This window comes from Sphingomonas crusticola (genome assembly GCF_003391115.1).
GTDB lineage: Bacteria > Pseudomonadota > Alphaproteobacteria > Sphingomonadales > Sphingomonadaceae > Sphingomonas_I > Sphingomonas_I crusticola.
Window position 1 is genome coordinate 1,260,222 of record NZ_QTJP01000001.1, and the last position, 21,161, is coordinate 1,281,382.

Here is a 21,161-nt window from a genome sequence, read left to right on the forward strand (position 1 = left end):
CGGGACCGAAAAAATAAAAAACACCAGAAACGAACTTGATGAACCGCGATGTACGGCGTCCCGATAGCCAGTCGCGAACGCACGTACGGGCCGCTCTAACCTCCCGCACAATCCGCTCGCCGAGAAATTGGCAGACATGAGAAAGAGCCGAAAGCGCACGCGCCCGAACGAAGCGAACTTCGTACGTTAAATGCGTACGTCTGTCAAGGTTAGCCCCCGCGCGCATGCACGAGGTTCGCCGCCCCAGTGCAGAGCTACGGCATGGCCAGTCCCGTTTACTACCGGTGAGGCCGCGCGCCTTCCCCGCAGGGATCGCGCTCGATCTGGATCGTGGCGTGGCCGATGCCGAAGCGTTGTTCGAGAAGCGCCGCCACTCTGAGCCTTACATCCTCACCATCCGCATCGTCGGTAATGGCGATGTGCACGGTTCCGTTGACGTCGCTGATCGCCATCGACCAGACGTGGAGGTCGTGGACGTCGCACACGCCGGCAAGGGCCGAAATTTCCGTCCGGATATCACCAAGATCGATGCCCTTGGGAACGCCCTCCAGCAGCACGTTGGTCGTATCGCGCAGCAGTGCCCATGTGCGCGGCAATACCCATAAGGCGATGCCGATCGCGACGATCGGATCGATCCATAGCTTCCCTGTGAACCGGATCAGGATCGCGCCAAGGATCACCCCGACGGAGCCGATCGCGTCGGACCAAACCTCGAGATAGGCGCCCTTGACCGCCATACTCTCGCCCCGGCCGGCGACGAGCACCCGCATCGAGATGACGTTGATGATCAGGCCGAGCACCGCGACTGCCAGCATACCGTTCGCGGCAACAGGCTCTGGATCGCGGAAGCGACCGACAGCTTCGGCCAGCACATAGGCCGCGGCCGCGAACAGCAAGAAGGCGTTGAAGGTCGCCGCCAATATTTCGAGCCTTTTGTACCCGAACGTTCGCTTGTCGTCGGGCGCTCTTCCCCCGATCCGAACTGCCATCAGCGCGATTGCCAGCGCCGCCACGTCGGTCAGCATGTGCGCCGCGTCCGAGAGCAGCGCCAAACTGTTGTACAGGAAGGCGCCGACGAGCTCGATCACGAGTACCGAGCTTGTAAGCAACAGCGCCGCCGTCAGCGCGCGACCGCTCGCCCCGGTCGTGTGATCATGGTGGCCCGACCCATGGCTATGGTCGTGATCGTGGTGGCCGTGCCCTTCGCTCATGCGCGGCCCTTAGAGGAGCGGCCGATCAAAAAGAAGGAGCGATGGCCGATCTGCGCTCCGCCGATTGCGATTGGAACAGGCCGGTCAGGAGCGCATAAGCAAAGCATAAATGCGGAGTCTGCCGACGTGATCCTCTACTTCTTCGCTGCGATCGCATTGTTGGCGATCCTGATCGTCTTTTCCGGCATCAAAGTCGTCCGTCAGGGCTATCAATATACGATCGAGCGGTTCGGCCGCTTCACGTTCGTCGCCCGGCCGGGCTTCAACTTCCTCGTGCCCTTCTTCGATCGCGTCGGCCGGCGCGTGAACATGATGGAGCAGGTGCTCGACATCCCGGGACAGGAGATCATCACCAAGGACAATGCCATGGTGGCGGTCGACGGGGTCGTCTTCTTCCAGGTGCTGGATGCCGCCAAGGCCGCCTATGAAGTGTCCGAAATCTACGTCGCGATCATGCAGCTCACTACCACCAACCTGCGCACCGTGATGGGCTCGATGGACCTCGACGAGACCCTGTCCAAACGCGACGAGATCAATGCACGGCTGTTGTCGGTGGTCGATCACGCGACCGAGGCGTGGGGCGTCAAGATCACCCGGGTCGAGGTCAAGGACATCCGCCCGCCCGCCGACATCGTCAACGCGATGGGCCGCCAGATGAAGGCCGAGCGCGAAAAGCGCGCGGTCATCCTCGAGGCCGAAGGCAGCCGCGCGTCGGAAATCCTGCGCGCCGAGGGCCAGAAGCAAAGCCAGATCCTGGAGGCCGAAGGGCGCCGCGAGGCGGCCTTCCGCGACGCCGAAGGCCGCGAGCGGTCTGCGCAGGCCGAAGCCAAGGCGACGCAGATGGTGAGCGAGGCGATCGCGGGCGGCAACGCGCAGGCGATCAATTATTTCATCGCGCAGAAATATGTCGAGGCGATCAGCCAGTTCGCGACCTCGCCCAACGCCAAGACCATACTTTTCCCGGTCGAGGCGACGCAGCTCATGGGGACGCTCGGCGGCATCGGCGAGATCGCCAAGGAAGCGCTCGGCAAGCAGGATGCGCCTTCGACGCCTGCTCCGACGCGCGCCCCGGGGCAGATCCCGATCACCAAAGGCTGAGCGATGGGCGACGCATGGCTGTGGCTGATCGCGGGCGTCGCGCTGGCGATAGCGGAGTTGATCGTCCCGGGCGTCTTCCTGATCTGGCTGGGCGCGGCGGCGCTCGTTACCGGCACCGTCACGCTCGCTTTGCCGCTTGCCGCGCCGGTCCAGTTCGCCGTGTTCGCGATCTCGGCATGCCTCGCCGTGCTTGGCGGACGAAGCGTCATGCGGCGCTCGCCGATCATTTCCGACGATCCCTTGCTCAACGAGCGGACCGCGCGGCTGATCGGCAAGCGGGTGATGGTCGTCGAGCCCCTGATCGGGGGCGAAGGCCGGGTCCGCGTGGGCGATGGCGTGTGGTCTGCCATCGGGACCGATGCGCCCGCCGGTACGCTGGTCGAAGTGATCGGCGCCGATGGCGGACGACTGGTAGTGGAACCGATCCCGCCGCAAACGTGACCGCGGTTGAGCGGCGTCGGCTAAGCGGCTATCGCCCCGCCGTACACGCAGCTGAACCGTGCGAAAGGCGAGAATGACGGCATCGATCGCGCTCGTCGACGACGATCGCAACATCCTGACCTCGGTGTCGATTGCGCTCCAGTCGGAGGGCTTCGCCGTGCGCATCTATACCGATGGCGAAACCGCGCTGAAGGCGCTGACCGACAATCCGCCCGATCTGGCCGTGCTGGATATCAAGATGCCGCGGATGGACGGCATGGAGCTGTTGCGGCGGCTGCGCGAGAAGAGCCCGCTGCCGGCGATTTTCCTGACGTCGAAGGACGATGAGCTGGACGAGGCGCTCGGGCTCGCGCTTGGCGCCGACGATTATATCACCAAGCCGTTCAGCCAGCGCCTGCTGATCGCCCGCATCCGCGCGATCCTCCGCCGGGTCGAGATGCGGGGTAAGCAGGATGGCGAAGACGGCGCGCCGATCGCCGAGAAAATCGTGCGCGGACGGCTGGAGATGGACCCGGCGCGTCATCGCGTCACATGGGATGGCAAGGACGTGACGCTGACCGTCACGGAGTTCCTGATCCTCGAGGCGCTGGCGCAGCGCCCGGGCTTCGTAAAATCGCGCGACCAATTGATGGACACGGCCTATCAGGACGATGTCTATGTCGACGACCGCACGATCGACAGCCACATCAAGCGATTGCGGCGCAAATTTCGACAGGTGGACAACGATTTCAAGGCAATCGAGACGCTCTATGGCGTTGGCTACCGTTTTTCTGAGGAGTGACGACGGCGAGGCGCGGTGGCGGCTGTCGCTCACCGGACGTATCCTTGCAGTCAACATTTTCGCGCTCGTCGTGCTGGCCGGCGGCTTCTTCTATCTGGATTCCTATCGCACCCAGCTGATCCAGGAACGCAGCGACCGGATCGGGACCGAGGCCAAGCTTACCGCCGCCGCGGTGGCAGTGACGCCGCCGGCCGCCGTGCAGGGATTGTTGACCCGGATGGGGGCCGCCAATCAGACGCGGCTGCGCCTGTACCGCGGCGACGGTCCGCCGACCGACAGCTGGGCGCAGGGCGGCCCGACCTACACGCTGCGCGACCCGGCCGAAGAACCCTGGCGGCGGCACGTGGCACGCTTCATGGACCGGGTGATCGACAATATCGTCGGTGCGGAAGTCCCCGAGCGCTTCATCGAGCCTCCGGTCGATCGGCTCGGCGCCTGGCCCGAAGCCGTCCAGGCGCAGAAAACGGGTGCGGTCGCGACGGCAATCCGCCGCGCGCCGGCGCGGACGCCGATCATATCCGCGGCTATGCCGGTTCGCGGGGATAATGCGGGGGTGCTGCTGCTTACCAGCGACCAGCGCGATGTGATCCGCACGGTGCGGGCCGAGCGGTTCTGGCTGGGCATCGTTTTATTGCTCACGACCGCTCTGTCGGTGGCGCTGTCCTTGTTCCTGGCGCGCACCATCGCCCGTCCCCTGCGCCGGCTTGCGCTGGCTGCGCATCGCGTGCGTCTCGGCCGTTCGCGCGAGGTCCAGGTGCCGCGGTTGCCGTCGCGCCGCGACGAAATCGGGACGCTCGCCCGGGCGCTATCGGACATGAGCCAGGCACTCCGCCAGCGGATCGACGCGACCGAGGCCTTCGCGGCCGATGTCGCGCATGAGATGAAGAACCCGCTCGCATCGCTTCGATCGGCAATCGACAGTCTGGAACTGGTCAAGGATCCCGAATTGCGCGAGCGCCTGCTGGTCGTGATCAGGGACGATGTGCGGCGGCTCGATCGGCTGATCACCGACGTCTCCGAAGCCTCGCGCATGGATGCGGAGCTGTCCCGGGCACGGTTCGAGTCGGTCGATATCGGCCATATGATCGAGCAATTGGTCGAGGCGCGCGAGGCGCGCGGCCTTTCCAACGGCATTCGGCTCGCCTTTGGGCGGCCGCATCGCGGCAGCGCCGTCGTGTTCGGCGACGGCCAGCGGCTGGCACGCGCGATCGAGAATCTGATCGATAACGCCATTTCCTTTTCGCCGCCCGGCGGCCTGGTCCAGATCACCGCCATGCGCGACGGTCAGCAGGTGGTGATCCGCGTCGAGGATGACGGGCCGGGCGTGCCGCCCGGAGAGCGCCAGGCGATCTTCAACCGTTTCCATTCGATCAGGCCCGAGGGCGAAGTGTTCGGGCGCCATTCGGGCCTGGGCCTCGCTATCGCCAAGGCGATCGTCGAGGGCCACACCGGAACGATCTCCGTGACCGATCGCGAGGATGACAATCGCGGCGCCCGCTTCTCGATCCGCCTGCCCGCGGCCGAAAAATGACCACGACGCTGCATGCCAGCTGCGTCGCGATCGACGGACGCGGCATATTGCTGACCGGCCTATCCGGATCGGGCAAGTCGGACCTGGCACTGCGCCTGATCGACCGCGGAGCGACATTGATCGGCGACGACGGCATCGTGGTCGAAGCGCGTGACGGCCGGCTTCATGCGCGCGCTGGGCCGCATATCGACGGCCAGCTCGAAATACGGGGGCTGGGCATAGTGGCGCTGCCCTCAGCCCCCGAGGCCCCGCTCGCTTTGGCAGTCGCGCTCGACCAGCCGGTGCCGCGCATGGCTGATGAGTTCCTGCCCGTGCGCGTCTTAGAAGGCCTCACCCTGCCCGTGATCGCGCTTGCCCCTTTCGAAAGTTCGGCGCCAGTCAAGGTTGAGAAAGCTTTGTTTCTCTATGGCTTACCCGCATGAGTCGGCCGAGCCGCATATTATTGGTGACGGGCCTGTCGGGCGCGGGACGAACCACAATCCTCAAGACGCTTGAGGATATCGGCTGGGAAACGGTCGATAATCTGCCGCTGAGCCTGCTCGACCGCTTGCTGTCGAGCCCGCCCGCGCAGGGAGCGCCCGACATCGAACGGCCGCTGGCGCTCGGCATCGACAGCCGCACGCGCGGTTTCGACGCGCAGGGCATCCTGCGGCGGGTGGCGGCACTGCGCGCGGCTCAAAGCCAGGATATCGAGATCGTCTTCGTCGATGCCGCCGACGCCGTGCTCGCCCAACGCTTCTCCGCTACCCGCCGCCGCCACCCGCTGGCTCTCGATCGCCCAGCCGAGGACGGGATCGCCAGCGAGCGCGAACTGCTCGAAGCTCTCCGCGGCGCCGCCGACCATCTGATCGATACGAGCGAGACCAACACAAACACGCTGCAGCAGGACATCCGCCGCCGCTTCGGAGAGGCTGACCAGAACGCGCCGACACTCGCCGTCACCTCGTTCAGCTATGCCCGAGGTCTGCCGCGCGATGCCGATCTGGTGCTCGACATGCGGTTTCTGCGTAACCCGCATTGGGACGAGGCTCTACGCCCCGGCACCGGCCTCGATGCCGCCGTCGCTGCCTATATCGCGCAGGATCCCGCCTATGCGCCCGCGCTCGACCAGATCGAGCAGCTGCTGCTGACGCTGCTGCCGCGCTACCAGCGCGAAGGCAAAAGCTATGTGACGATCGCGTTCGGCTGTACCGGCGGGCGCCACCGCTCGGTTCATGTCGCCGAAGCCGTCGCCGGGAGGTTGCGCGCGGCCGGTTTTTCGCCCACCATCGCGCATCGTGACCTTATTCAGAAGCAATTGGGCGCGCGGGAGGGGAAGCCGGACGATGGCAGTGGGGCAGTCGTGGCGGTGAACAGATGATCGGATTGGTGCTGGTAACGCATGGCCAGCTTGCGGCGGAATTCGTGCGTGCGATGGAGCATGTGGTCGGCCCCCAACAGGGGATCGAGGCGATCTGTATCGGTCCCGAGGACGATATGGAGGCGCGTCGCGCCGACATCTCGCGCGCGGTGGCCGCGGTCGATCAGGGCCGCGGCGTCATATTGCTGACCGACCTGTTCGGCGGCACGCCCTCCAACCTCGCCATCTCGTTGATGGAACCGGGCCGGATCGAGGTCATTGCCGGCGTCAATCTGCCGATGCTGATTCGGCTGGAGGGCGCGCGCAAGATGATGAAGGTTCAGGCGGCGGTTGCTGCCGCCCGCGAGGCGGGACGCAAATATATCTCGGTGGCGTCGGAAGTCCTGGGCGCTGCTGCCGCATGACGGTCGAGCGAACCGTCACCATCACCAATCGGCGGGGGCTGCATGCGCGCGCCAGCGCCAAGTTCGTCACGCTTGCCTCTACCCAGCCGACCGTCGTGGAGGTGGAGAAGGATGGCTCGAAGGTCGCGGGCACCTCAATCATGGGCCTGATGATGCTCGGCGCGGCCATGGGCGACAGCGTCACCATCAGCGCCGAAGGTGAAGGCGCCGACGCCGCGGTGGGCGCGCTGTGCGAGCTGGTCGAGAGCAAATTCGGCGAAGAGTGAGCCCCCGCTTCCGGTTGCCGCTCCAAGCGATCACATAGTTCCGCGTTCGGATAGCCGGGCAAGCCGGCCGCAATCGCGCAAAACCACCCTTCCGCGCCCGCCAGCGATCAGCCCCTCGGCTCTCCATCGGCTCATGATGCGACTCACGGTCGGCAGGGTAGCTGAAGTGAGTTCGGCGAGATCCTGGCGCGACAGAGGCAATTCACACCCGTCGGCTTCCGTCCCGTAGGCGCGCTGCGCCATGCGCAACAGGGTGCGCGCGAGGCGCTGTTCCACCGGAACGCTCGCCACTTCCTCCAACCGCTCGATCAGCTGTTCGGCATAATTGGCGACGGTGCGCAGCACGTTCGCCGCCAGCACGGGATTTGCGTCCATGAGCTCGCGCAGGATTTCGATCGGCCAGGCCAAGGCCTCGACCGGGGTCAGTGCCGTGGCCGTGGCGTGATTGCGCGCGTCCGATGCCGCACCCAAGGTTCCGAGCGGCGCGCCGCGGCCGAGCAAGGTCAATGTCAGCGACATGCCTTCCTCGGATGCGCGCCAGACCTTGATGCGGCCCTTGGTGATCACGAACAGCTCGCGCGCGGCTGCACCCTGTTCGAACAGCGACTGCCCGGCCGCGAATTTGCGCACGGAGGCGCGGCGCTGCACGGCGTCGGCTTCGTCGGGCGCCAATCCGGCGAAGAGCGGGCTCCTGCTCATTATAACGTCCAGCTGGCCCGTGGCTTCTCGAGCCACTCCGCAACCAGCCATAATGCCAATCCGATTTTGTGTCGCCTACTTGTCCTGGCGCAAAGACAGGACGGCCGCCCGGGAGTAGCAGGCGGTGTTCGGTCCCCCCCGGCGATGTCACCCCAAAGCGGCGTCGCTTTACCGAGCAGACATGGATACCGCCCGTCCGCCTGGACCTCTGCGCGGTATGAGTGCAATCCTCCAAAAACCCGCTCGTCTGGCGCAGGCCCGGCCCATGTTCCCGCCGCGAGACTTTGCAATCGGCCCGAGCGGCCTTGCCGCCGCGCCGGCGCGGTCCTAGCTAAGGGCATGGCCGAGGCGCTCCCCTTCCCCTCCCCGATCCCGCTGATCGACGGTTTCGGCCGCCGAATCAGCTATCTGCGTATTTCTGTCACCGACCGCTGCGACCTGCGCTGCCGTTATTGCATGGCGGAGACGATGCAATTCCTGCCCGCTGCGCGGCTGATGACGATCGACGAGATGACGGCGATCGCCGAGGCCTTCATCGCGCGAGGCGTTCGGCGCATTCGCCTGACCGGGGGTGAGCCGCTCGTGCGACGGGGCGTGACCGATCTGGCCCGCGCGATCGGTCGTCACCTGGGCGACGGCCTGGATGAGCTCACGCTCACGACCAACGGTACGCGGCTCGCTAGCGAAGCCCGGGCGCTGGCCGAAGCCGGTGTCAAACGCATCAACGTCAGCCTGGACAGCCTCGACCCGGACCGCTTCCGTCACATCACGCGCACCGGGGATCTGGCCAAGGTCCTGCACGGCATCGAGGCTGCCGCCGCGGCAGGCCTGCGCATCAAGATCAACATGGTCGCCCTCAAGGGGCTGAACGAAGGCGAGATCGAGCCGATGCTGCGCTGGTGCGCGGCGCGCGGTCACGACCTGACGCTGATCGAAACCATGCCACTGGGCGATGTCGAGGGCGACCGCACGGATCGCTATCTGCCGCTCGACGGCGTCAAGCGGGCGCTCGAAAATCGTTATACCTTGGTCGCCTCGCCCGAGCGGACCGGCGGACCGGCGCGCTATTTCCGCATTGCCGAGCTCGACGCAAAGATCGGCTTCATCACGCCCTTGACCGGCAATTTCTGCGCCGGTTGCAATCGCGTCCGCCTGACCGCCGAAGGCCAGTTGTATCTGTGCCTCGGTCGCGAGGACCGGATCGATCTGCGCGCGGCCTTGCAGGAAGGCGGCCGAGCGGCGCTGAACGCGGCGCTCGACCGCGCAATGGCGGCCAAGCCGGAGAGGCATGGTTTCACCATCGACGCGCCGACCCCCGCCGTAGCCCGCCATATGAGCGTGACCGGCGGATGAGCGGCGAACGTAAGCTCGCGCTTGCAGCCTCAACCGGGGAAGCGGCCCAGGCGGCGGCGAAGGAATTGAAGCGCCGCTATGAGTGGGTGCCGGCTGCAGAGGCGGAGATTATGGTCGCACTCGGCGGCGATGGCTTCCTGCTGCAGACGCTGCACGCGATGCTGGACCGCCATCGCGCTTTGCCGGTGTTCGGCATGAACCTGGGCACGGTCGGCTTCCTGATGAACGAGTGGAGCCCGGACCTGCTCGAAAACCGGCTGATCGCGGCCAAGCAGATCAAGGTCGCCCCGCTCAAGATGGAGGCCGTCACGATCGACGGGAAGCGGGAGACGCTATCGGCGATCAACGAGGTTTCCCTGCTGCGCGAGACGCGCCAGACCGCGTGGATCGAGGTGAGCGTCGACAATCGCGTGGTGCTGGCGGAACTGGTCGCGGATGGCGTGCTGGTCGCCACGCCGGCGGGCTCGACCGCCTATAATTTCTCCGCCCATGGACCGATCCTGCCGCTGGAGAGCGCGCTGGTGGCGCTGACCCCGATCAGCCCGTTCCGGCCGCGGCGCTGGCGGGGCGCGATCCTGCGCGACAGCAACCGTATCAAGTTCCGCGTGCTCGACCCGATCAAGCGCCCGGTCAGCGCGGTCGCCGACCAGCGCGAAATCCGCGATGTCGCGAGCGTCGAGATCATCGTCGACCGGGCCAGCCCGCTGACCTTGCTGTTCGATCCGGAACATGCGCTCGACGACCGGATCGCGATGGAACAGTTCGCCATCTGAACTATGGCGTGCGAAGCGCTTGCCACCCGCGAAACCCCGCTGCTATAGGCCGCGCCTTCAACGGCCCCTTGGGCCTGTTCCCCGGTAGCTCAGTGGTAGAGCGTTCGACTGTTAATCGAATGGTCGCTGGTTCGAATCCGGCCCGGGGAGCCATCCTTTTCTCGAAATTTCCGATCGACGAACCCGGCGGCGTGCGCCTCGCGGCCCGGGTCGGACCATGCCGCTCGCCGATCTGCCCGGCAGCGGACGGGGCATGGCGAAGGCGAGCCAGCGCCGCCCGCACGCCACATCCCTTGGCTAAGGCCGCGAAATCTGCTGTCTTTGGCGGAGCCGTCGCCTCCCCTATGGGGCCGGCAGCGCGGCCACGTAAACCGCTCGACAAGATTGATTTATCATATAAATTGCTGGGATAATCGCGCCGCGGACGATGACGGCGCTCTCGGGAGGGGCCGGCCGATGCAGATGAGCGCTATCGATATCTCCGTGGTAATTCTCTACGCGATCGCCATTTTCGGCCTCGCGCAATGGGTGTCGCGGGATAAGCCGGGCGCAGGGCCCAAGAACACCACCGACTATTTCCTGGCATCGAAGAACCTGCCGTGGTGGGCGATCGGCGCATCGCTGATCGCCGCCAATATCTCGGCCGAGCAGATCGTCGGCATGGCCGGCTCGGGCTATGCGATCGGGCTCGCCATCGCCTCCTATGAATGGATGGCGGCGGCCACGCTGCTGATCGTCGGCAAATTCTTCCTGCCGATCTTCCTGCGCAACGAGATTTACACGATGCCGCAGTTCCTCGAGCGGCGATATGGGAAGAATATCCGGACGCTGATGGCGATCTTCTGGCTCGCCCTCTACGTCTTCGTCAACCTGACCTCGATCATCTGGCTGGGTTCGATCGCGGTCAACAAGGTGGCGGGCGTCGACCAGAATATCGCGTTGATCGCGCTTGGCGCCTTCGCCTTGCTCTACCAGATCCGCGGCGGGCTGAAGGCGGTAGCGCTGACCGACATCGTCCAGGTGACGCTGCTGGTGCTCGGCGGTCTGATCATCGTCGTGCTCACGCTCGGCAAATTGGGTGACGGCGCGGGTATCCTCGCCGGCTGGCACAAGGTCACCGCGGCCATTCCCGATCACTTCCACATGATCCTGAAGAAGGGCGATCCGCATTATATGGATCTGCCCGGCCTCTCGGTGCTGATCGGCGGCATGTGGATCGCCAACCTCAGCTATTGGGGGTTCAACCAATATATCATCCAGCGCGCGCTCGCGGCCAAGAATATCGCGGAGGCGCAGAAGGGCGTGCTGTTCGCCGCTTTCCTGAAGCTGCTGATGCCGCTGATCATCGTCGTGCCCGGCATCGCCGCGGTGCTGATCGCGCCCAATCTCGCCAAGCCGGATGAAGCCTATCCGACGATGATGCGCCTGCTGCCGACCGGGCTGCTGGGGCTGGTGTTCGCGGCGTTGATCGCGGCGATCATCGCGTCGACCGCGTCCAAGATCAATTCGATCGCGACCATTTTCACCCTGGACGTTTACGCCAAGATGAAGGGCCAGCGGAGCGACGCGGAGGATGGCAGCGCGGCGCATGGATTGCGCGAACGCCATCTCGTGCTGGTCGGCCGCATCGCCGCCTCGGTCGCGATCGTGATCGCCATCCTCATGGCGCGGCCGTTGCTCGGCAAATCGGATCAGGCCTTCCAGTTCATTCAGGAATTCACCGGCTTCTTCACGCCGGGCATCACGGTGATCTTCCTGCTGGGCCTGTTCTGGAAGCGCGCCAACGAAGCCGGCGCGATTGCCGCGGCAGTGTCGTCGGTAGCCCTGTCCTGGCTGTTCAAGCTGATATGGGCGTCGCTGCCCTTCATGAACCGTATGGGGGTCGTATTCCTGATCGCGGCGGCATTGGCGATCGTCATCTCGCTGGTTACGCGGCAGCGCGAGGACACCGACACGATCGAGACCGGGGACGTGGTCTATGCGACGCGCACCGGCTTCAATGTCGGCGCCATCGCCGTGGTGCTGATCCTGATCGCGCTCTACGCCACCTGGTGGTAGGACGCGGCGTGGCAGGGAAAAACGCCGAGGCGCTGAAAAGTCCGAGGGACGGCAGCCGTAACCTGACGTTTGGCATGCTCGAGGATTTGGGGCGCGCAATCGTCACCGGCCATTATGAGGGCGAACGCTTCCCGACCGAAGACGAGCTGACCGCGCGCTATGCCGTCAGTCGCACCGTCACGCGCGAGGCGGTGAAAATGCTGACCGCCAAGGGTCTGCTGAAAGCGCGGCCGCGGGCCGGCACCACGGTGCAGCCACCATCGGCGTGGAGCGTGTTCGATCCCGACGTGCTGCGCTGGCTGCTGGAGCGCAAATTCTCGCTCGATCTGCTGCGCCACTTCAACGAGCTGCGCAGCGCGATCGAGCCGCAGGCGGCAGCGCTGGCGGCCGTTGCGGGCCCGAGCCCGGCTTACGACGCGATCGAAGCCGGCTTGCAGCGGATGGAGGCCGCCGAGCGCGGCGAAGACGATACGCTGGAAGCCGACATCGCCTTCCACATCGCGGTGCTCGAAGCCTCGGCCAACCCCTTCTTCCTGCAATTCCGCGACATGGTGGCGACCGCGCTGCGGACATCCATCCGCTTCACCAACCGGTTCAAGGGCCGCGCGGCGGACGTCCCGGCGCACCGCGCCGTCTTCACCGCGATCCAGGCGAGCGATCCCGTCGCCGCGCGGGCCGCGATGACGGCGATCATCGGCGAAGTGATGGACTTCATAACGACCGCCGGAACGAAGCCCTAGGCTGCGCCCCGACGCCAGTTTCAGCGCGCGGGCTGCGCTCGCAGGCTACGGAATATCTCCGCTTCGCGTGCTCGATAGGGTTGGCCGTCCGGCTGCACCAGATCGTGGAACCACACGACGGGCTGTTGCAGCGTATAGGGCCGCTCCCAGCTGTCCCACGGCAGGTTCGTCTGGATCCTGCCCTTTGCGAAGCCCCAGTTGATCATGCCGACATTCTGGCGCCGTGCGATCGGCAGCACCGCATCCACCGTCGATCCTGCGCTGCGTGCCATCCACTCGGTGCAGATGATCGGCCGGCCATAGCCTCGGAGCTGGCTCACACGCTGCTCGAACTGCTCGGGCCAATCGTAATTGTGGAAGGTGATCACGTCCGACTGCTCGAGCTGGATGCGCTGGATCGGATCGAGCTTGCCGGCATTGGCTGGAGACCAGTCGCCTCCTGCCCAGACGCCGCTGGTCAGCGGTTGGATCGGGTTCTTGCTCCGCGCCCAGCCGAAGATCCGCGGCAGCAATGCCGTGATGCGCGCTCTCTCCTGCGCCAGCTGCAAGCCGTTATAGCTGCCGCCACCGCCATTGTCGGGCTCGTTCCACATGTCCCAGGCCAGCACGCGATTGTCCTGCGCGAAGGTGCCGATGACATCTTCGACATAGGCCTTGAAGCGGCCGTCCTGCTTGGGGTCGACCAGATCGGTGCGGCTCGGCCCCTGCACCCAGCCGGAATTGTGGACGCCGGGAATGGGCGGATGCTGGGGCCCGATCTTGGGATCGGGATCCCAGCAGCTGTCGAAAAACACGAAGACCGGCTTGATGCCATGCCTGGCGGCGATGGCGAGGAATTGATCCATGCGCTGCTTGAAGCCGGCGGGATCCTCCTGCCACGCCAGATCGTGGAGGAAGACGCGCATCGTGTTCATGCCAAACTGCGTCTGGGCCCAGCCCAATTCCTTGTCGATCTGCGCCGGATCCCAGGTCGCGGCTTGCCACATCTCAAGCTGGTTGATCGCGCTGGCCGGAATGTAATTGGCGCCGGTCAGCCAGGATTGTTTGGCGTACCAAACGTTCGCCTGCGCCGCGGACCAGCGCGTGTCGGCTGCCTGCGCCGACGATGCGGCGAGAGCTACCGCGCTGACCGCGATCCAGAAAGTCGCCTTCATGTCTCTCTCCCTCAGCGCGCCGGCGCGGTCGAAAAGCGCAGCACGATGATGTTATGATAGGTTTGGCCCGGGTCGAGCCGCACGGAGCCGAACGCAGGCTGATTGGGCGTGTCCGGGAACATCTGCGGCTCGATCACGATCGCATCGCCCTGGCGGTACAAATGACCGGCCTTGCCGGACGAGGTCGCGTCGAGGAAATTGCCCGAATAGAATTGGACGCCCGGCTGGTTGGACAGCACTTCCATCACGCGGCCATGGACCGGCTCCTCGACGCGCAACATCAGGCGCGGCTGGGCGGCGATCTTACGATCCACGACCCAATTATGGTCATAGCCCTTACCGAACCGAATCTGCTCCTCGGATGCGTCGCGCACGCGCGCCCCGATCGGCGTCGGCTTGCGGAAATCGAATACGGTGCCCGCCACCGGGCGGAGTTCGCCGGTCGGAATCGCGCCCGCATCGGTCGGTGTGTAATAATCTGCCGGGATGGTCAGCAAATGGCCCATGGCACCAAGCGGCGAGCCTTCGCCCGCAAGATTCCAATAGGTGTGGTTGGACAAGTTGACGACGGTCGGCTTGTCGGTCGTGGCGGTATAATCGATCGTCAGCTGGTTCTTCTCGTCGAGCGAATAGGTCGCGATCGTGGTGAGAGTGCCGGGATAGCCCTGATCGCCGTCGGGGCTGACGTAGCGCAGTGTTACGCTGGCCGAGGGGCCGCTTTTGACCGAGACAACCTCCCAGATGACCTTGTCAAAACCCTTGCTGCCGCCGTGGAGCGAATTGACGCCGTCGTTGACGGGAGTCTGGTACGTCTTGCCGTCGAGTACGAACCGACCCCTGGCGATGCGATTGGCGACGCGCCCGACGGTGGCGCCGAAGAATTGCGGCTTCGCCAGATAAGGTTCGATCGTGGAATGGCCGAGCGCGACATCGTCCATATGGCCGTCACGGTCGGGAATGATCAACGACTGCACCGCAGCGCCATATGTTATGATGCGCGTTTTCATGCCGGCGGCGTTGGAAAGCGTGATCGCTTCGACGTCACGCCCGTTGGCCTTGCCGAACGACGCGCGGGAAACGTCCGCTGCCGATGCGGCGGAAGCGGCACCGGCCGTGGCCAGTAGGGACATAATCAACCTCCAACGCGACATCTCTCTTCCTTTCGGCCGGCGATCCGGCTCAATTTGACGGCAAATTTGTATGATAATAAGTCTGCCCAAACAATAGCGTCTCAACTGTTTAACATGCTCTGTCGATATCACAGGATCAAATGACCCATGCCCGCAGCTGCCTGGGCGTCGTGCCGAGGTTGAGGTCGGAGGAATGATACGCTCATAGGGCAAACCAACCGGCAGGTGATACACGCCGCCATTGCCCGACCGCGATCCCCATAAGCGTCCGAGCAGGTCGATTGCGCTGTTGCGCATCGCCCCCTAATTACCCTGACAATTCTAATATAATTGTTGCGGGGCTGGAATGGGCGGCGCGGGACTGGTCACGATCGATTGGGGCACAACCAATCGCCGCATCTTTGCCCTGGACGGGGCTGGCGAGGTCATTAGCCGTGAGGCGGACGCGCTGGGCGTGACGGCGGTTCGGCCGGGCGGCTTTCCCGGAATGATGCACGCATTGCGCGCGACCCATGGCGATCGGCTGTTTCTGCTAGCGGGCATGATCGGCTCGAACCGAGGCTGGATAGAGGTGCCTTATCTGCCCTGCCCGGTGACATTGGCCGATCTCGCCGAGCAGCTCGCCTGGGTCGAACCTGGCCGCACGGCAATCGTCCCCGGAGCATGCGTGTCGGGAACCGGCAGGGTCGACGTCATGCGGGGCGAAGAGGTGCAGATGCTGGGCGCCGCGGCCGCGGGCCTTGTGCCTCCGGATGCCGGCCTGTGCCATCCCGGTACCCATGCCAAATGGGCACAGCTCAAGGGCGGCGCGCTCGTCGACTTCCGTACCGTCATGACCGGCGAATTGTTCGCGCTGCTGCGCACGCATTCCATCCTGGCCGCGCAGATGGACCGGCCGGTGGTCGACGGTGAGGCCTTTCGCGACGGCGTCCAGCATGGCTTTTTCGAGCGCGCCTTGACGGCAGATCTGTTCGGAACGCGCGCGCAGATCCTGTTAGGCCGGCTCCAGCCGCAAGACGCGGCCTCCTATGTCAGCGGCCTGCTGATCGGGGCGGATGTGGCAATCGGACTTGAAATTGTGCCCGCCGGGCCGGTCGCGCTGATCGGCGATCCGGCCTTGACCCGCCTCTACGGTGCGGCGCTCGACCATATCGGCCGGGACTATCGCGAGATTGACGGGGAACAGGCGTTCCTCGCCGGTATTAGGGCTATAGCGGAGAAGCTTGCATGACGGCGCTCGAACTCTTCCGAGACAAGCTGGCGGAATGCCCGCTCATCGCCATCCTGCGCGGGGTCAGGCCCGACGAGATCATCGCGATCGGCGATGCGCTGGTAAACGCCGGAATCGGCATCATCGAAGTGCCGCTCAATTCGCCCGATCCGTTGCGCAGCATCGAAACGCTTGCCCAGCATCTTGGCGAGCGCGCCATCGTCGGCGCGGGAACGGTGCTGACCGTCGCCCAAGTCGGGCAGGTTGCGGCGGCCGGCGGGCGCATCATCGTCTCGCCATCCAGCGATCTCGAAGTCATCGCCGCCAGCGCCGCCGCGGGTATGGTATCCGCGCCCGGCTACTTTACCCCAAGCGAGGCCTTCGCGGCGCTCAAAGCCGGCGCGCACATCCTCAAGCTGTTTCCGGCCGAAGCGGCGACGCCCGCAGTCGTGCGTGCGCAGCGCGCCGTGTTGCCGAAGGACGTCCCGTTGATCATTGTCGGCGGGGTGAAACCGGAAGCGGTGAGCAGATGGTTGGAAGCAGGCGCCAACGGCTTCGGCCTCGGATCGGCCTTGTACAAGCCTGGGCAGACGGCGGAGCAGGTCAGCGCACAGGCGCAGGATTTCGTGCGGGCTATCAGGCTTGCAGGTTCGCAAGGTCCTCAGGCCGGTTGACGTTCGGGATAGGGGCCCCGGCCTCGAGCGGCGTAGCGCCGATCATGGCGGCCCACCGTCGGATCGACCGGTCTCCACCCTGGGACAGATGCCGCTCCAGCGACATCGCTAAACGCGTTGGCCAATATCCAAGGATCGGCGCCTCGACGACGTAGGCGGCGCCCCCCGCGCCGGCCAACCGTTCGATCAGGCCGGCCGGAAGTATCGGCATGTCGCATCCGATCGAAATGACGGCAGGATAATCGTGCAGTGCGGCGTGACGCAGCGCGCCGCATAATCCGCCGAGCGGGCCGAGATCGGTGGCCGGCCAATCGGCAATCGCAGTCCTGCCCGCGATCGGCTGCGCGCGTCCGCAGACGATCGTTTCCGCGACGAAATCCTGAAGCGAGGCACCAGCATGCGCGATCAGCGCCTGGCTGCCCAGCATGGCCAGCGCCTTGTCGCTGCCGAACCGCGACGACCTGCCGCCCGCGAGGATCGCGCCGAGCAGCCTCATCCGCGATCCAGCGGGGCAAGCGCCAATACGGCATCGGACCGTGCCAGCACGATCAGACTAAGCCCACAGGATTGGGCACGCTGGATCGCCAGATCGGTCGCCGCCGAAATCGTCACCAGCATCGGGCAATCGGCGAGTGCGGCCTTCTCGACCAGTTCATAGGAGCAGCGCGACGAAAGCAATGCGAAGCCGCCATCCCAAGCAGCGTCGGCGCGCCGCATCGCGCCGATCAGCTTGTCGAACGCGTTGTGCCGGCCGACATCTTCGCGCACGCGCAGGATGCGTCCGTCGTCCGCACACTGGGCCGCGGCATGAACCGCGCCGGTTTCGCGATTGAGCGGCTGCCTTTCGCGCAGGTCTGCCAGTGCGCGGAAGATGGCGCTGTCTGTTGCGTTTGCGGTTGCCGTCACTTCCGGCAATGGGCGCAAGGCTTGTTCCAGATTCTCGATGCCGCACAATCCGCAAGCGGATTCCGAAATCCGATGGCGCACGCGCCCCAGCAGCCTTTCGCTGCACGATGGTTGCAGCGTGACGCGCAGGACATCACCGTTGAGGGTAGAGTGGTGCTGGATGTCGACAATGTCCGCCAGCCCGCCGATGAGGCGTTCGCTGAATGCGAAGCCAACGGCGAAATCGTCGAGGTCGGCGGGACTTGCCATCATCACGGCATAGCCGATGCCGTTGAACTCGATCGCGATCGGCCGTTCGACCGCCACCGAGCGCCCGATCAGGGAGCGGTCGCCCTCTGCAGCGATCCGGCAAAAATCCACCTGCCTGAAAGTGCCGCCGCCGCTCACTTTGCCTGAACCCGCATTCCCATCTGCGTGCGATATTCTATGCTAGGCGCACGAGCCAGCAGCTAGCTGTGGCAGGTTGCGGCCGAGCAGGAGAAATGTGGATGCGGATGGTGAATGCGGCGCGGCTCATGGCCACAGCGATGCTTTCGGCGGCCAGTGCCGTCCCCCTCGCCGCGGCGCCGGTGGCGATGCCGGCCAATGCCGCGGCCGGCGCGAACGACTGGTGGAAGAAAGCCGTCATTTACGAGCTCTATCCGCGCAGCTTTGCCGACAGCAACAATGACGGCATCGGCGACATAAAGGGTATTACGGGCCGGCTCGATTATCTCGCCGATCTCGGCATCGACGCGATCTGGATGACGCCGATGTTCCCCAGCCCGCAGGCCGATTTCGGCTATGATGTGGCGGATTATAATGGGGTCGACCCGCAATTCGGCACGGTCGCCGACGTCGACGCGCTGATCGCCAAGGGCAAGGACCGCGGCGTCAAGCTCATCCTCGATTTCGTGATCAATCATTCCTCGGACCAGCACAGCTGGTTCCGGCAATCGCGCGCCAGCCGCGACAATCCCTATCGCGATTTCTACGTCTGGCGCGATCCGAAGCCGGACGGCAGCCCACCCAATAACTGGACATCGCTGTTCGGCGGTTCGGCCTGGGACAAGGACCCCAAGACCGGTCAATATTATTACCATTTCTTCTATCCGCAGCAGCCCGATCTTAACTGGCGCAACCCCAAGGTCGAAAAGGCGATGTTCGACGCCGCCGAGTGGTGGCTGAAGCGGGGCGTCTATGGCTATCGCCTCGATGCGGTGGGCACCATGTTCGAGCGCGCGGATCTCAAGGATAACCCGCCCGCACCCGGCACCGACGCCTTCGGCCTGCCCGAACAGAACCGCATCAACAATACCGAGCAGCCGGAAATGCACATCGCGCTGCAGCGCCTGCGCCAGCAGGTGATCGATCGCTATCCCGGACGCGTGCTGATCGGCGAGACCTATGTCGCGACCGCACCCGAGCTCACGCGCTTCTACGGCGCCCATAATGACGAGCTGCAGATGCCGATGTTCCTGAGCCTGATCGGGGTGCAGCCGATCACGGCCGGTGCACTCAGGCCGCGGATCGAGGCGGTCGAGAACAACCCCGTCGGCGGCTGGCCGACCTTTGCGCTCAACAATCACGATCAGCGCCGCGCGCCGAGCCGCTACACATTGCCCCCCGGCACGAGCAGCGATGACATGGCCAAGATCACCGGTGCGATGCTGCTGACGCTGCGCGGAACCCCGATCCTTTATTATGGCGAGGAGCTGGGGATGGTGAACAATGATCCCCAGCGTGTTGAAGACGTGCAGGACATCATCGGTAAGAAAGGCTGGCCGAAGGAGAAAGGCCGCGACGGCGAGCGCACCCCGATGCAATGGGATGCCAGCACCAATGCCGGCTTCAACAAGGGGGCCCGGCCGTGGCTGCCGGTGGCTCCTGACTTTACCACCCGCAATGTCGCTGTCGAAAAGGACGATCCCGCATCCGTGCTGTCGCTTTATCGAACGCTGATCGCGGAGCGCCGCATCAATCCCGCTTTGGCGGGGGACATGGCGATGGTCGACCGCGCCAATCCGGACGTCCTGTCCTATGTCCGCAGCGGCGGCGGCAAGCGCGTGCTGACCCTGCTTAATTTCTCGGCCAATGCGGCGGACGTGCCGCTCGCCCGCGCGGGCGGCGGCAAAACAGGCCGAATCATCGTCCAGAACCGCGCCAGCATCGATGGCACCACGATCCATATCGCACCGCTCGGTGTGATGGTCGTGGAATTATCCTGAGCACGGAGGGTCGAACGTTGGACAAGCCCGTCCTGGTGGATCTTTCGCACAGCATCGAAGCAGGCATGGTGACCTACAAGGGTCTGCCCGCGCCGCTGGTGTGCGACTATCTGTCGCGGGAGGCGTCGCGCGCGCATTATGAGCCCGGCACGGAATTCGCGATCCAGCGGATCGAGATGGTCGGCAATACCGGCACCTATCTCGACAGCCCGTTCCATCGCTACGCAGACGGCGCGGATCTGGCGGGTCTGCACCTCGACCAGCTTGCCCATCTCGATACTTTGGTCGTGTCGCCGGACCTGAGCGAGGGGATCGCGATCGAACCCGCGATGCTGACCGGCCTCGATTTCGCGGGCAAAGCCGTATTGCTCCACACCGGCTGGGACCGCCACTGGCGCACCGACCTTTATTTCGAGAACCACCCCTATCTCACCGAAGCCGCCGCCGGGGTATTGGCGGACGCCGGCGCGGCCCTGGTCGGCATCGATTCGCACAATATCGACGACACACGCGGCCGGACACGACCGGCCCATTCAATCCTGCTCGGCCGCAACATCCCGATTTGCGAGCATATGACGAACCTCGCTGCGCTCCCGCCGACCGGCGCGCGCTTCTGTGCCGTGCCGCCCAAGGTGGCGGGCTTCGGGACCTTCCCGGTTCGCGCCTTCGCTTTGCTGCCTTAACCGTTCAGCTGCTCTTCGAGCTGGTCGAGCAAGGGGCGCTGGCTGACGAGCATTTTTTCGCGCGCTTCCGCCATCGTAAACCATGCGGCGCGATCCACCTCGGGAAAGCTCCGCATCGCGCCCGACTTGGGCGGCCATTCCATTTCGAAATTCGTGCTGGCAATCGCATCCGCATCGAGATCGCCCTCCAGCGCAAAAGCGTCGACCAATTTGCCCGCCGCCTGCCGCACGCGGCCAAGCGGACGCGCCGTGCCGGTGGGGGAGACGCCCAGCTCTTCCTCGAACTCGCGCAATGCTGCTTCCAGCAATTCCTCGCCCTCGTCGATCTTACCCTTCGGGATCTGCCAGGCACCGGCATCCTTGCGCCGCCAGAACGGGCCGCCGGGATGGACGAGCAGCACCTCCAAGCCATTGCTTCCCCGCCGGTAGAGCAGGATTCCCGCGCTATGTTCGGCCACGGTCGGGCAATCGGGCAGGAGGAA

The 21,161-nt window shown here is 65.0% G+C and carries 23 protein-coding genes and 1 tRNA gene; 17 read left to right on the forward strand and 7 right to left on the reverse strand.

Annotated features, from left to right (window positions below):
• Window positions 1-278 precede the first annotated feature (278 nt).
• A complete protein-coding gene (locus DX905_RS05885; RefSeq protein WP_116090515.1) occupies window positions 279-1,211 on the reverse strand; it encodes a cation diffusion facilitator family transporter in 933 nt (310 codons plus the stop codon).
• Between the two features lie 126 nt (window positions 1,212-1,337).
• On the opposite strand from DX905_RS05885, the gene DX905_RS05890 reads away from it, so the two are divergent.
• From DX905_RS05890 to DX905_RS05925, 8 genes are all read left to right on the forward strand, one after another.
• Window positions 1,338-2,309 carry an SPFH domain-containing protein gene (locus tag DX905_RS05890; RefSeq protein ID WP_116092370.1) on the forward strand — a complete coding sequence of 324 codons (972 nt, stop codon included), beginning with the start codon at window positions 1,338-1,340 and terminating at the stop codon, window positions 2,307-2,309.
• Between the two features lie 3 nt (window positions 2,310-2,312).
• Window positions 2,313-2,750, forward strand: coding sequence for an NfeD family protein (locus tag DX905_RS05895; RefSeq protein ID WP_116090516.1), 438 nt, complete (start codon window positions 2,313-2,315; stop codon window positions 2,748-2,750).
• 73 nt (window positions 2,751-2,823) lie between these two features.
• Entirely contained in the window at window positions 2,824-3,531 is a 708-nt protein-coding gene (locus DX905_RS05900; protein WP_116092371.1) for a response regulator transcription factor, read from the forward strand.
• On the forward strand, window positions 3,500-5,062 hold the full coding sequence (locus tag DX905_RS05905; protein WP_116090517.1) for a sensor histidine kinase: 1,563 nt from the start codon (window positions 3,500-3,502) through the stop codon (window positions 5,060-5,062). Before DX905_RS05900 ends, DX905_RS05905 begins: the two co-directional genes overlap by 32 nt.
• Window positions 5,059-5,484 carry an HPr kinase/phosphorylase gene (locus tag DX905_RS05910; RefSeq protein WP_116090518.1) on the forward strand — a complete coding sequence of 142 codons (426 nt, stop codon included), beginning with the start codon at window positions 5,059-5,061 and terminating at the stop codon, window positions 5,482-5,484. The genes DX905_RS05905 and DX905_RS05910 overlap by 4 nt, the downstream gene beginning before the upstream one ends.
• On the forward strand, window positions 5,481-6,422 hold the full coding sequence (rapZ, locus tag DX905_RS05915) for an RNase adapter RapZ (RefSeq protein WP_116090519.1): 942 nt from the start codon (window positions 5,481-5,483) through the stop codon (window positions 6,420-6,422). The genes DX905_RS05910 and rapZ overlap by 4 nt, the downstream gene beginning before the upstream one ends.
• Complete coding sequence (locus DX905_RS05920) at window positions 6,419-6,826, forward strand: PTS sugar transporter subunit IIA (RefSeq protein ID WP_116090520.1); 408 nt, start codon at window positions 6,419-6,421, stop codon at window positions 6,824-6,826. The genes rapZ and DX905_RS05920 overlap by 4 nt, the downstream gene beginning before the upstream one ends.
• Complete coding sequence (locus DX905_RS05925; protein WP_116090521.1) at window positions 6,823-7,092, forward strand: HPr family phosphocarrier protein; 270 nt, start codon at window positions 6,823-6,825, stop codon at window positions 7,090-7,092. The genes DX905_RS05920 and DX905_RS05925 overlap by 4 nt, the downstream gene beginning before the upstream one ends.
• A 30-nt stretch (window positions 7,093-7,122) precedes the next feature.
• Here the strand turns inward: DX905_RS05925 and DX905_RS05930 are convergent, their stop codons facing one another.
• Window positions 7,123-7,791 (reverse strand): Crp/Fnr family transcriptional regulator, encoded by a 669-nt coding sequence (locus DX905_RS05930; RefSeq protein WP_162875487.1) that lies wholly within the window; start codon window positions 7,789-7,791, stop codon window positions 7,123-7,125.
• A 339-nt stretch (window positions 7,792-8,130) separates the two neighbouring features.
• On the opposite strand from DX905_RS05930, the gene moaA reads away from it, so the two are divergent.
• From moaA to DX905_RS05955, 5 genes are all read left to right on the forward strand, one after another.
• Complete coding sequence (moaA, locus tag DX905_RS05935; protein WP_116090523.1) at window positions 8,131-9,144, forward strand: GTP 3',8-cyclase MoaA; 1,014 nt, start codon at window positions 8,131-8,133, stop codon at window positions 9,142-9,144.
• Window positions 9,141-9,917, forward strand: coding sequence for an NAD kinase (locus DX905_RS05940; protein WP_116090524.1), 777 nt, complete (start codon window positions 9,141-9,143; stop codon window positions 9,915-9,917). The genes moaA and DX905_RS05940 overlap by 4 nt, the downstream gene beginning before the upstream one ends.
• A 78-nt stretch (window positions 9,918-9,995) precedes the next feature.
• Window positions 9,996-10,070, forward strand: a tRNA-Asn gene (locus DX905_RS05945).
• Between the two features lie 303 nt (window positions 10,071-10,373).
• A complete protein-coding gene (locus DX905_RS05950) occupies window positions 10,374-11,975 on the forward strand; it encodes a sodium/sugar symporter (protein ID WP_116090525.1) in 1,602 nt (533 codons plus the stop codon).
• Between the two features lie 74 nt (window positions 11,976-12,049).
• Window positions 12,050-12,715 (forward strand): FadR/GntR family transcriptional regulator, encoded by a 666-nt coding sequence (locus tag DX905_RS05955; RefSeq protein ID WP_116090526.1) that lies wholly within the window; start codon window positions 12,050-12,052, stop codon window positions 12,713-12,715.
• A gap of 20 nt (window positions 12,716-12,735) precedes the next feature.
• Here DX905_RS05955 and DX905_RS05960 read toward each other — a convergent pair whose 3' ends face one another.
• Together DX905_RS05960 and DX905_RS05965 are read right to left on the reverse strand one after the other, a co-directional pair.
• The gene (locus DX905_RS05960; protein WP_116090527.1) at window positions 12,736-13,869 is read right to left on the reverse strand and encodes a glycoside hydrolase 5 family protein; all 1,134 of its coding nucleotides are present in this window, start codon (window positions 13,867-13,869) and stop codon (window positions 12,736-12,738) included.
• Window positions 13,870-13,880: 11 nt separating this feature from the next.
• Window positions 13,881-14,999, reverse strand: a complete 1,119-nt coding sequence (locus DX905_RS05965; protein ID WP_240320740.1) for an aldose epimerase family protein — start codon at window positions 14,997-14,999, stop codon at window positions 13,881-13,883.
• A gap of 346 nt (window positions 15,000-15,345) precedes the next feature.
• Here DX905_RS05965 and DX905_RS05970 point away from each other — a divergent pair, with 346 nt between their 5' ends.
• Together DX905_RS05970 and DX905_RS05975 are read left to right on the forward strand one after the other, a co-directional pair.
• On the forward strand, window positions 15,346-16,230 hold the full coding sequence (locus tag DX905_RS05970; RefSeq protein ID WP_116090529.1) for a 2-dehydro-3-deoxygalactonokinase: 885 nt from the start codon (window positions 15,346-15,348) through the stop codon (window positions 16,228-16,230).
• On the forward strand, window positions 16,227-16,883 hold the full coding sequence (locus tag DX905_RS05975) for a 2-dehydro-3-deoxy-6-phosphogalactonate aldolase (protein WP_116090530.1): 657 nt from the start codon (window positions 16,227-16,229) through the stop codon (window positions 16,881-16,883). Before DX905_RS05970 ends, DX905_RS05975 begins: the two co-directional genes overlap by 4 nt.
• Here the strand turns inward: DX905_RS05975 and DX905_RS05980 are convergent.
• On the reverse strand, window positions 16,846-17,379 hold the full coding sequence (locus DX905_RS05980) for a molybdenum cofactor guanylyltransferase (protein ID WP_116090531.1): 534 nt from the start codon (window positions 17,377-17,379) through the stop codon (window positions 16,846-16,848). The two genes, DX905_RS05975 and DX905_RS05980, sit on opposite strands and share 38 nt — an antisense overlap.
• Complete coding sequence (gene fdhD / locus DX905_RS05985; protein WP_116090532.1) at window positions 17,376-18,176, reverse strand: formate dehydrogenase accessory sulfurtransferase FdhD; 801 nt, start codon at window positions 18,174-18,176, stop codon at window positions 17,376-17,378. Before fdhD ends, DX905_RS05980 begins: the two co-directional genes overlap by 4 nt.
• Before the next feature lie 101 nt (window positions 18,177-18,277).
• On the opposite strand from fdhD, the gene DX905_RS05990 reads away from it, so the two are divergent.
• Entirely contained in the window at window positions 18,278-19,996 is a 1,719-nt protein-coding gene (locus DX905_RS05990) for a glycoside hydrolase family 13 protein (protein ID WP_240320741.1), read from the forward strand.
• 17 nt (window positions 19,997-20,013) lie between these two features.
• The gene (locus tag DX905_RS05995; protein ID WP_116090533.1) at window positions 20,014-20,679 is read left to right on the forward strand and encodes a cyclase family protein; all 666 of its coding nucleotides are present in this window, start codon (window positions 20,014-20,016) and stop codon (window positions 20,677-20,679) included.
• On the opposite strand, the gene DX905_RS06000 is transcribed toward DX905_RS05995, so the two are convergent.
• Complete coding sequence (locus DX905_RS06000; protein WP_116090534.1) at window positions 20,676-21,137, reverse strand: NUDIX hydrolase; 462 nt, start codon at window positions 21,135-21,137, stop codon at window positions 20,676-20,678. The two genes, DX905_RS05995 and DX905_RS06000, sit on opposite strands and share 4 nt — an antisense overlap.
• Window positions 21,138-21,161 lie beyond the last annotated feature (24 nt).

What these genes read in the sequence shown, in the direction of transcription:
- DX905_RS05885 (WP_116090515.1), bottom strand. Translation starts at nt 1,211, where the DNA reads ATGAGCGAAGGGCACGGCCACCACGATCACGACCATAGCCATGGGTCG.
- DX905_RS05895 (WP_116090516.1), top strand. Translation starts at nt 2,313, where the DNA reads ATGGGCGACGCATGGCTGTGGCTGATCGCGGGCGTCGCGCTGGCGATA.
- DX905_RS05900 (WP_116092371.1), top strand. Translation starts at nt 2,824, where the DNA reads ATGACGGCATCGATCGCGCTCGTCGACGACGATCGCAACATCCTGACC.
- DX905_RS05905 (WP_116090517.1), top strand. Translation starts at nt 3,500, where the DNA reads ATGGCGTTGGCTACCGTTTTTCTGAGGAGTGACGACGGCGAGGCGCGG.
- DX905_RS05910 (WP_116090518.1), top strand. Translation starts at nt 5,059, where the DNA reads ATGACCACGACGCTGCATGCCAGCTGCGTCGCGATCGACGGACGCGGC.
- rapZ (WP_116090519.1), top strand. Translation starts at nt 5,481, where the DNA reads ATGAGTCGGCCGAGCCGCATATTATTGGTGACGGGCCTGTCGGGCGCG.
- DX905_RS05920 (WP_116090520.1), top strand. Translation starts at nt 6,419, where the DNA reads ATGATCGGATTGGTGCTGGTAACGCATGGCCAGCTTGCGGCGGAATTC.
- DX905_RS05925 (WP_116090521.1), top strand. Translation starts at nt 6,823, where the DNA reads ATGACGGTCGAGCGAACCGTCACCATCACCAATCGGCGGGGGCTGCAT.
- DX905_RS05930 (WP_162875487.1), bottom strand. Translation starts at nt 7,791, where the DNA reads ATGAGCAGGAGCCCGCTCTTCGCCGGATTGGCGCCCGACGAAGCCGAC.
- moaA (WP_116090523.1), top strand. Translation starts at nt 8,131, where the DNA reads ATGGCCGAGGCGCTCCCCTTCCCCTCCCCGATCCCGCTGATCGACGGT.
- DX905_RS05940 (WP_116090524.1), top strand. Translation starts at nt 9,141, where the DNA reads ATGAGCGGCGAACGTAAGCTCGCGCTTGCAGCCTCAACCGGGGAAGCG.
- DX905_RS05950 (WP_116090525.1), top strand. Translation starts at nt 10,374, where the DNA reads ATGCAGATGAGCGCTATCGATATCTCCGTGGTAATTCTCTACGCGATC.
- DX905_RS05955 (WP_116090526.1), top strand. Translation starts at nt 12,050, where the DNA reads ATGCTCGAGGATTTGGGGCGCGCAATCGTCACCGGCCATTATGAGGGC.
- DX905_RS05960 (WP_116090527.1), bottom strand. Translation starts at nt 13,869, where the DNA reads ATGAAGGCGACTTTCTGGATCGCGGTCAGCGCGGTAGCTCTCGCCGCA.
- DX905_RS05965 (WP_240320740.1), bottom strand. Translation starts at nt 14,999, where the DNA reads ATGTCCCTACTGGCCACGGCCGGTGCCGCTTCCGCCGCATCGGCAGCG.
- DX905_RS05970 (WP_116090529.1), top strand. Translation starts at nt 15,346, where the DNA reads ATGGGCGGCGCGGGACTGGTCACGATCGATTGGGGCACAACCAATCGC.
- DX905_RS05975 (WP_116090530.1), top strand. Translation starts at nt 16,227, where the DNA reads ATGACGGCGCTCGAACTCTTCCGAGACAAGCTGGCGGAATGCCCGCTC.
- DX905_RS05980 (WP_116090531.1), bottom strand. Translation starts at nt 17,379, where the DNA reads ATGAGGCTGCTCGGCGCGATCCTCGCGGGCGGCAGGTCGTCGCGGTTC.
- DX905_RS05990 (WP_240320741.1), top strand. Translation starts at nt 18,278, where the DNA reads ATGCGGATGGTGAATGCGGCGCGGCTCATGGCCACAGCGATGCTTTCG.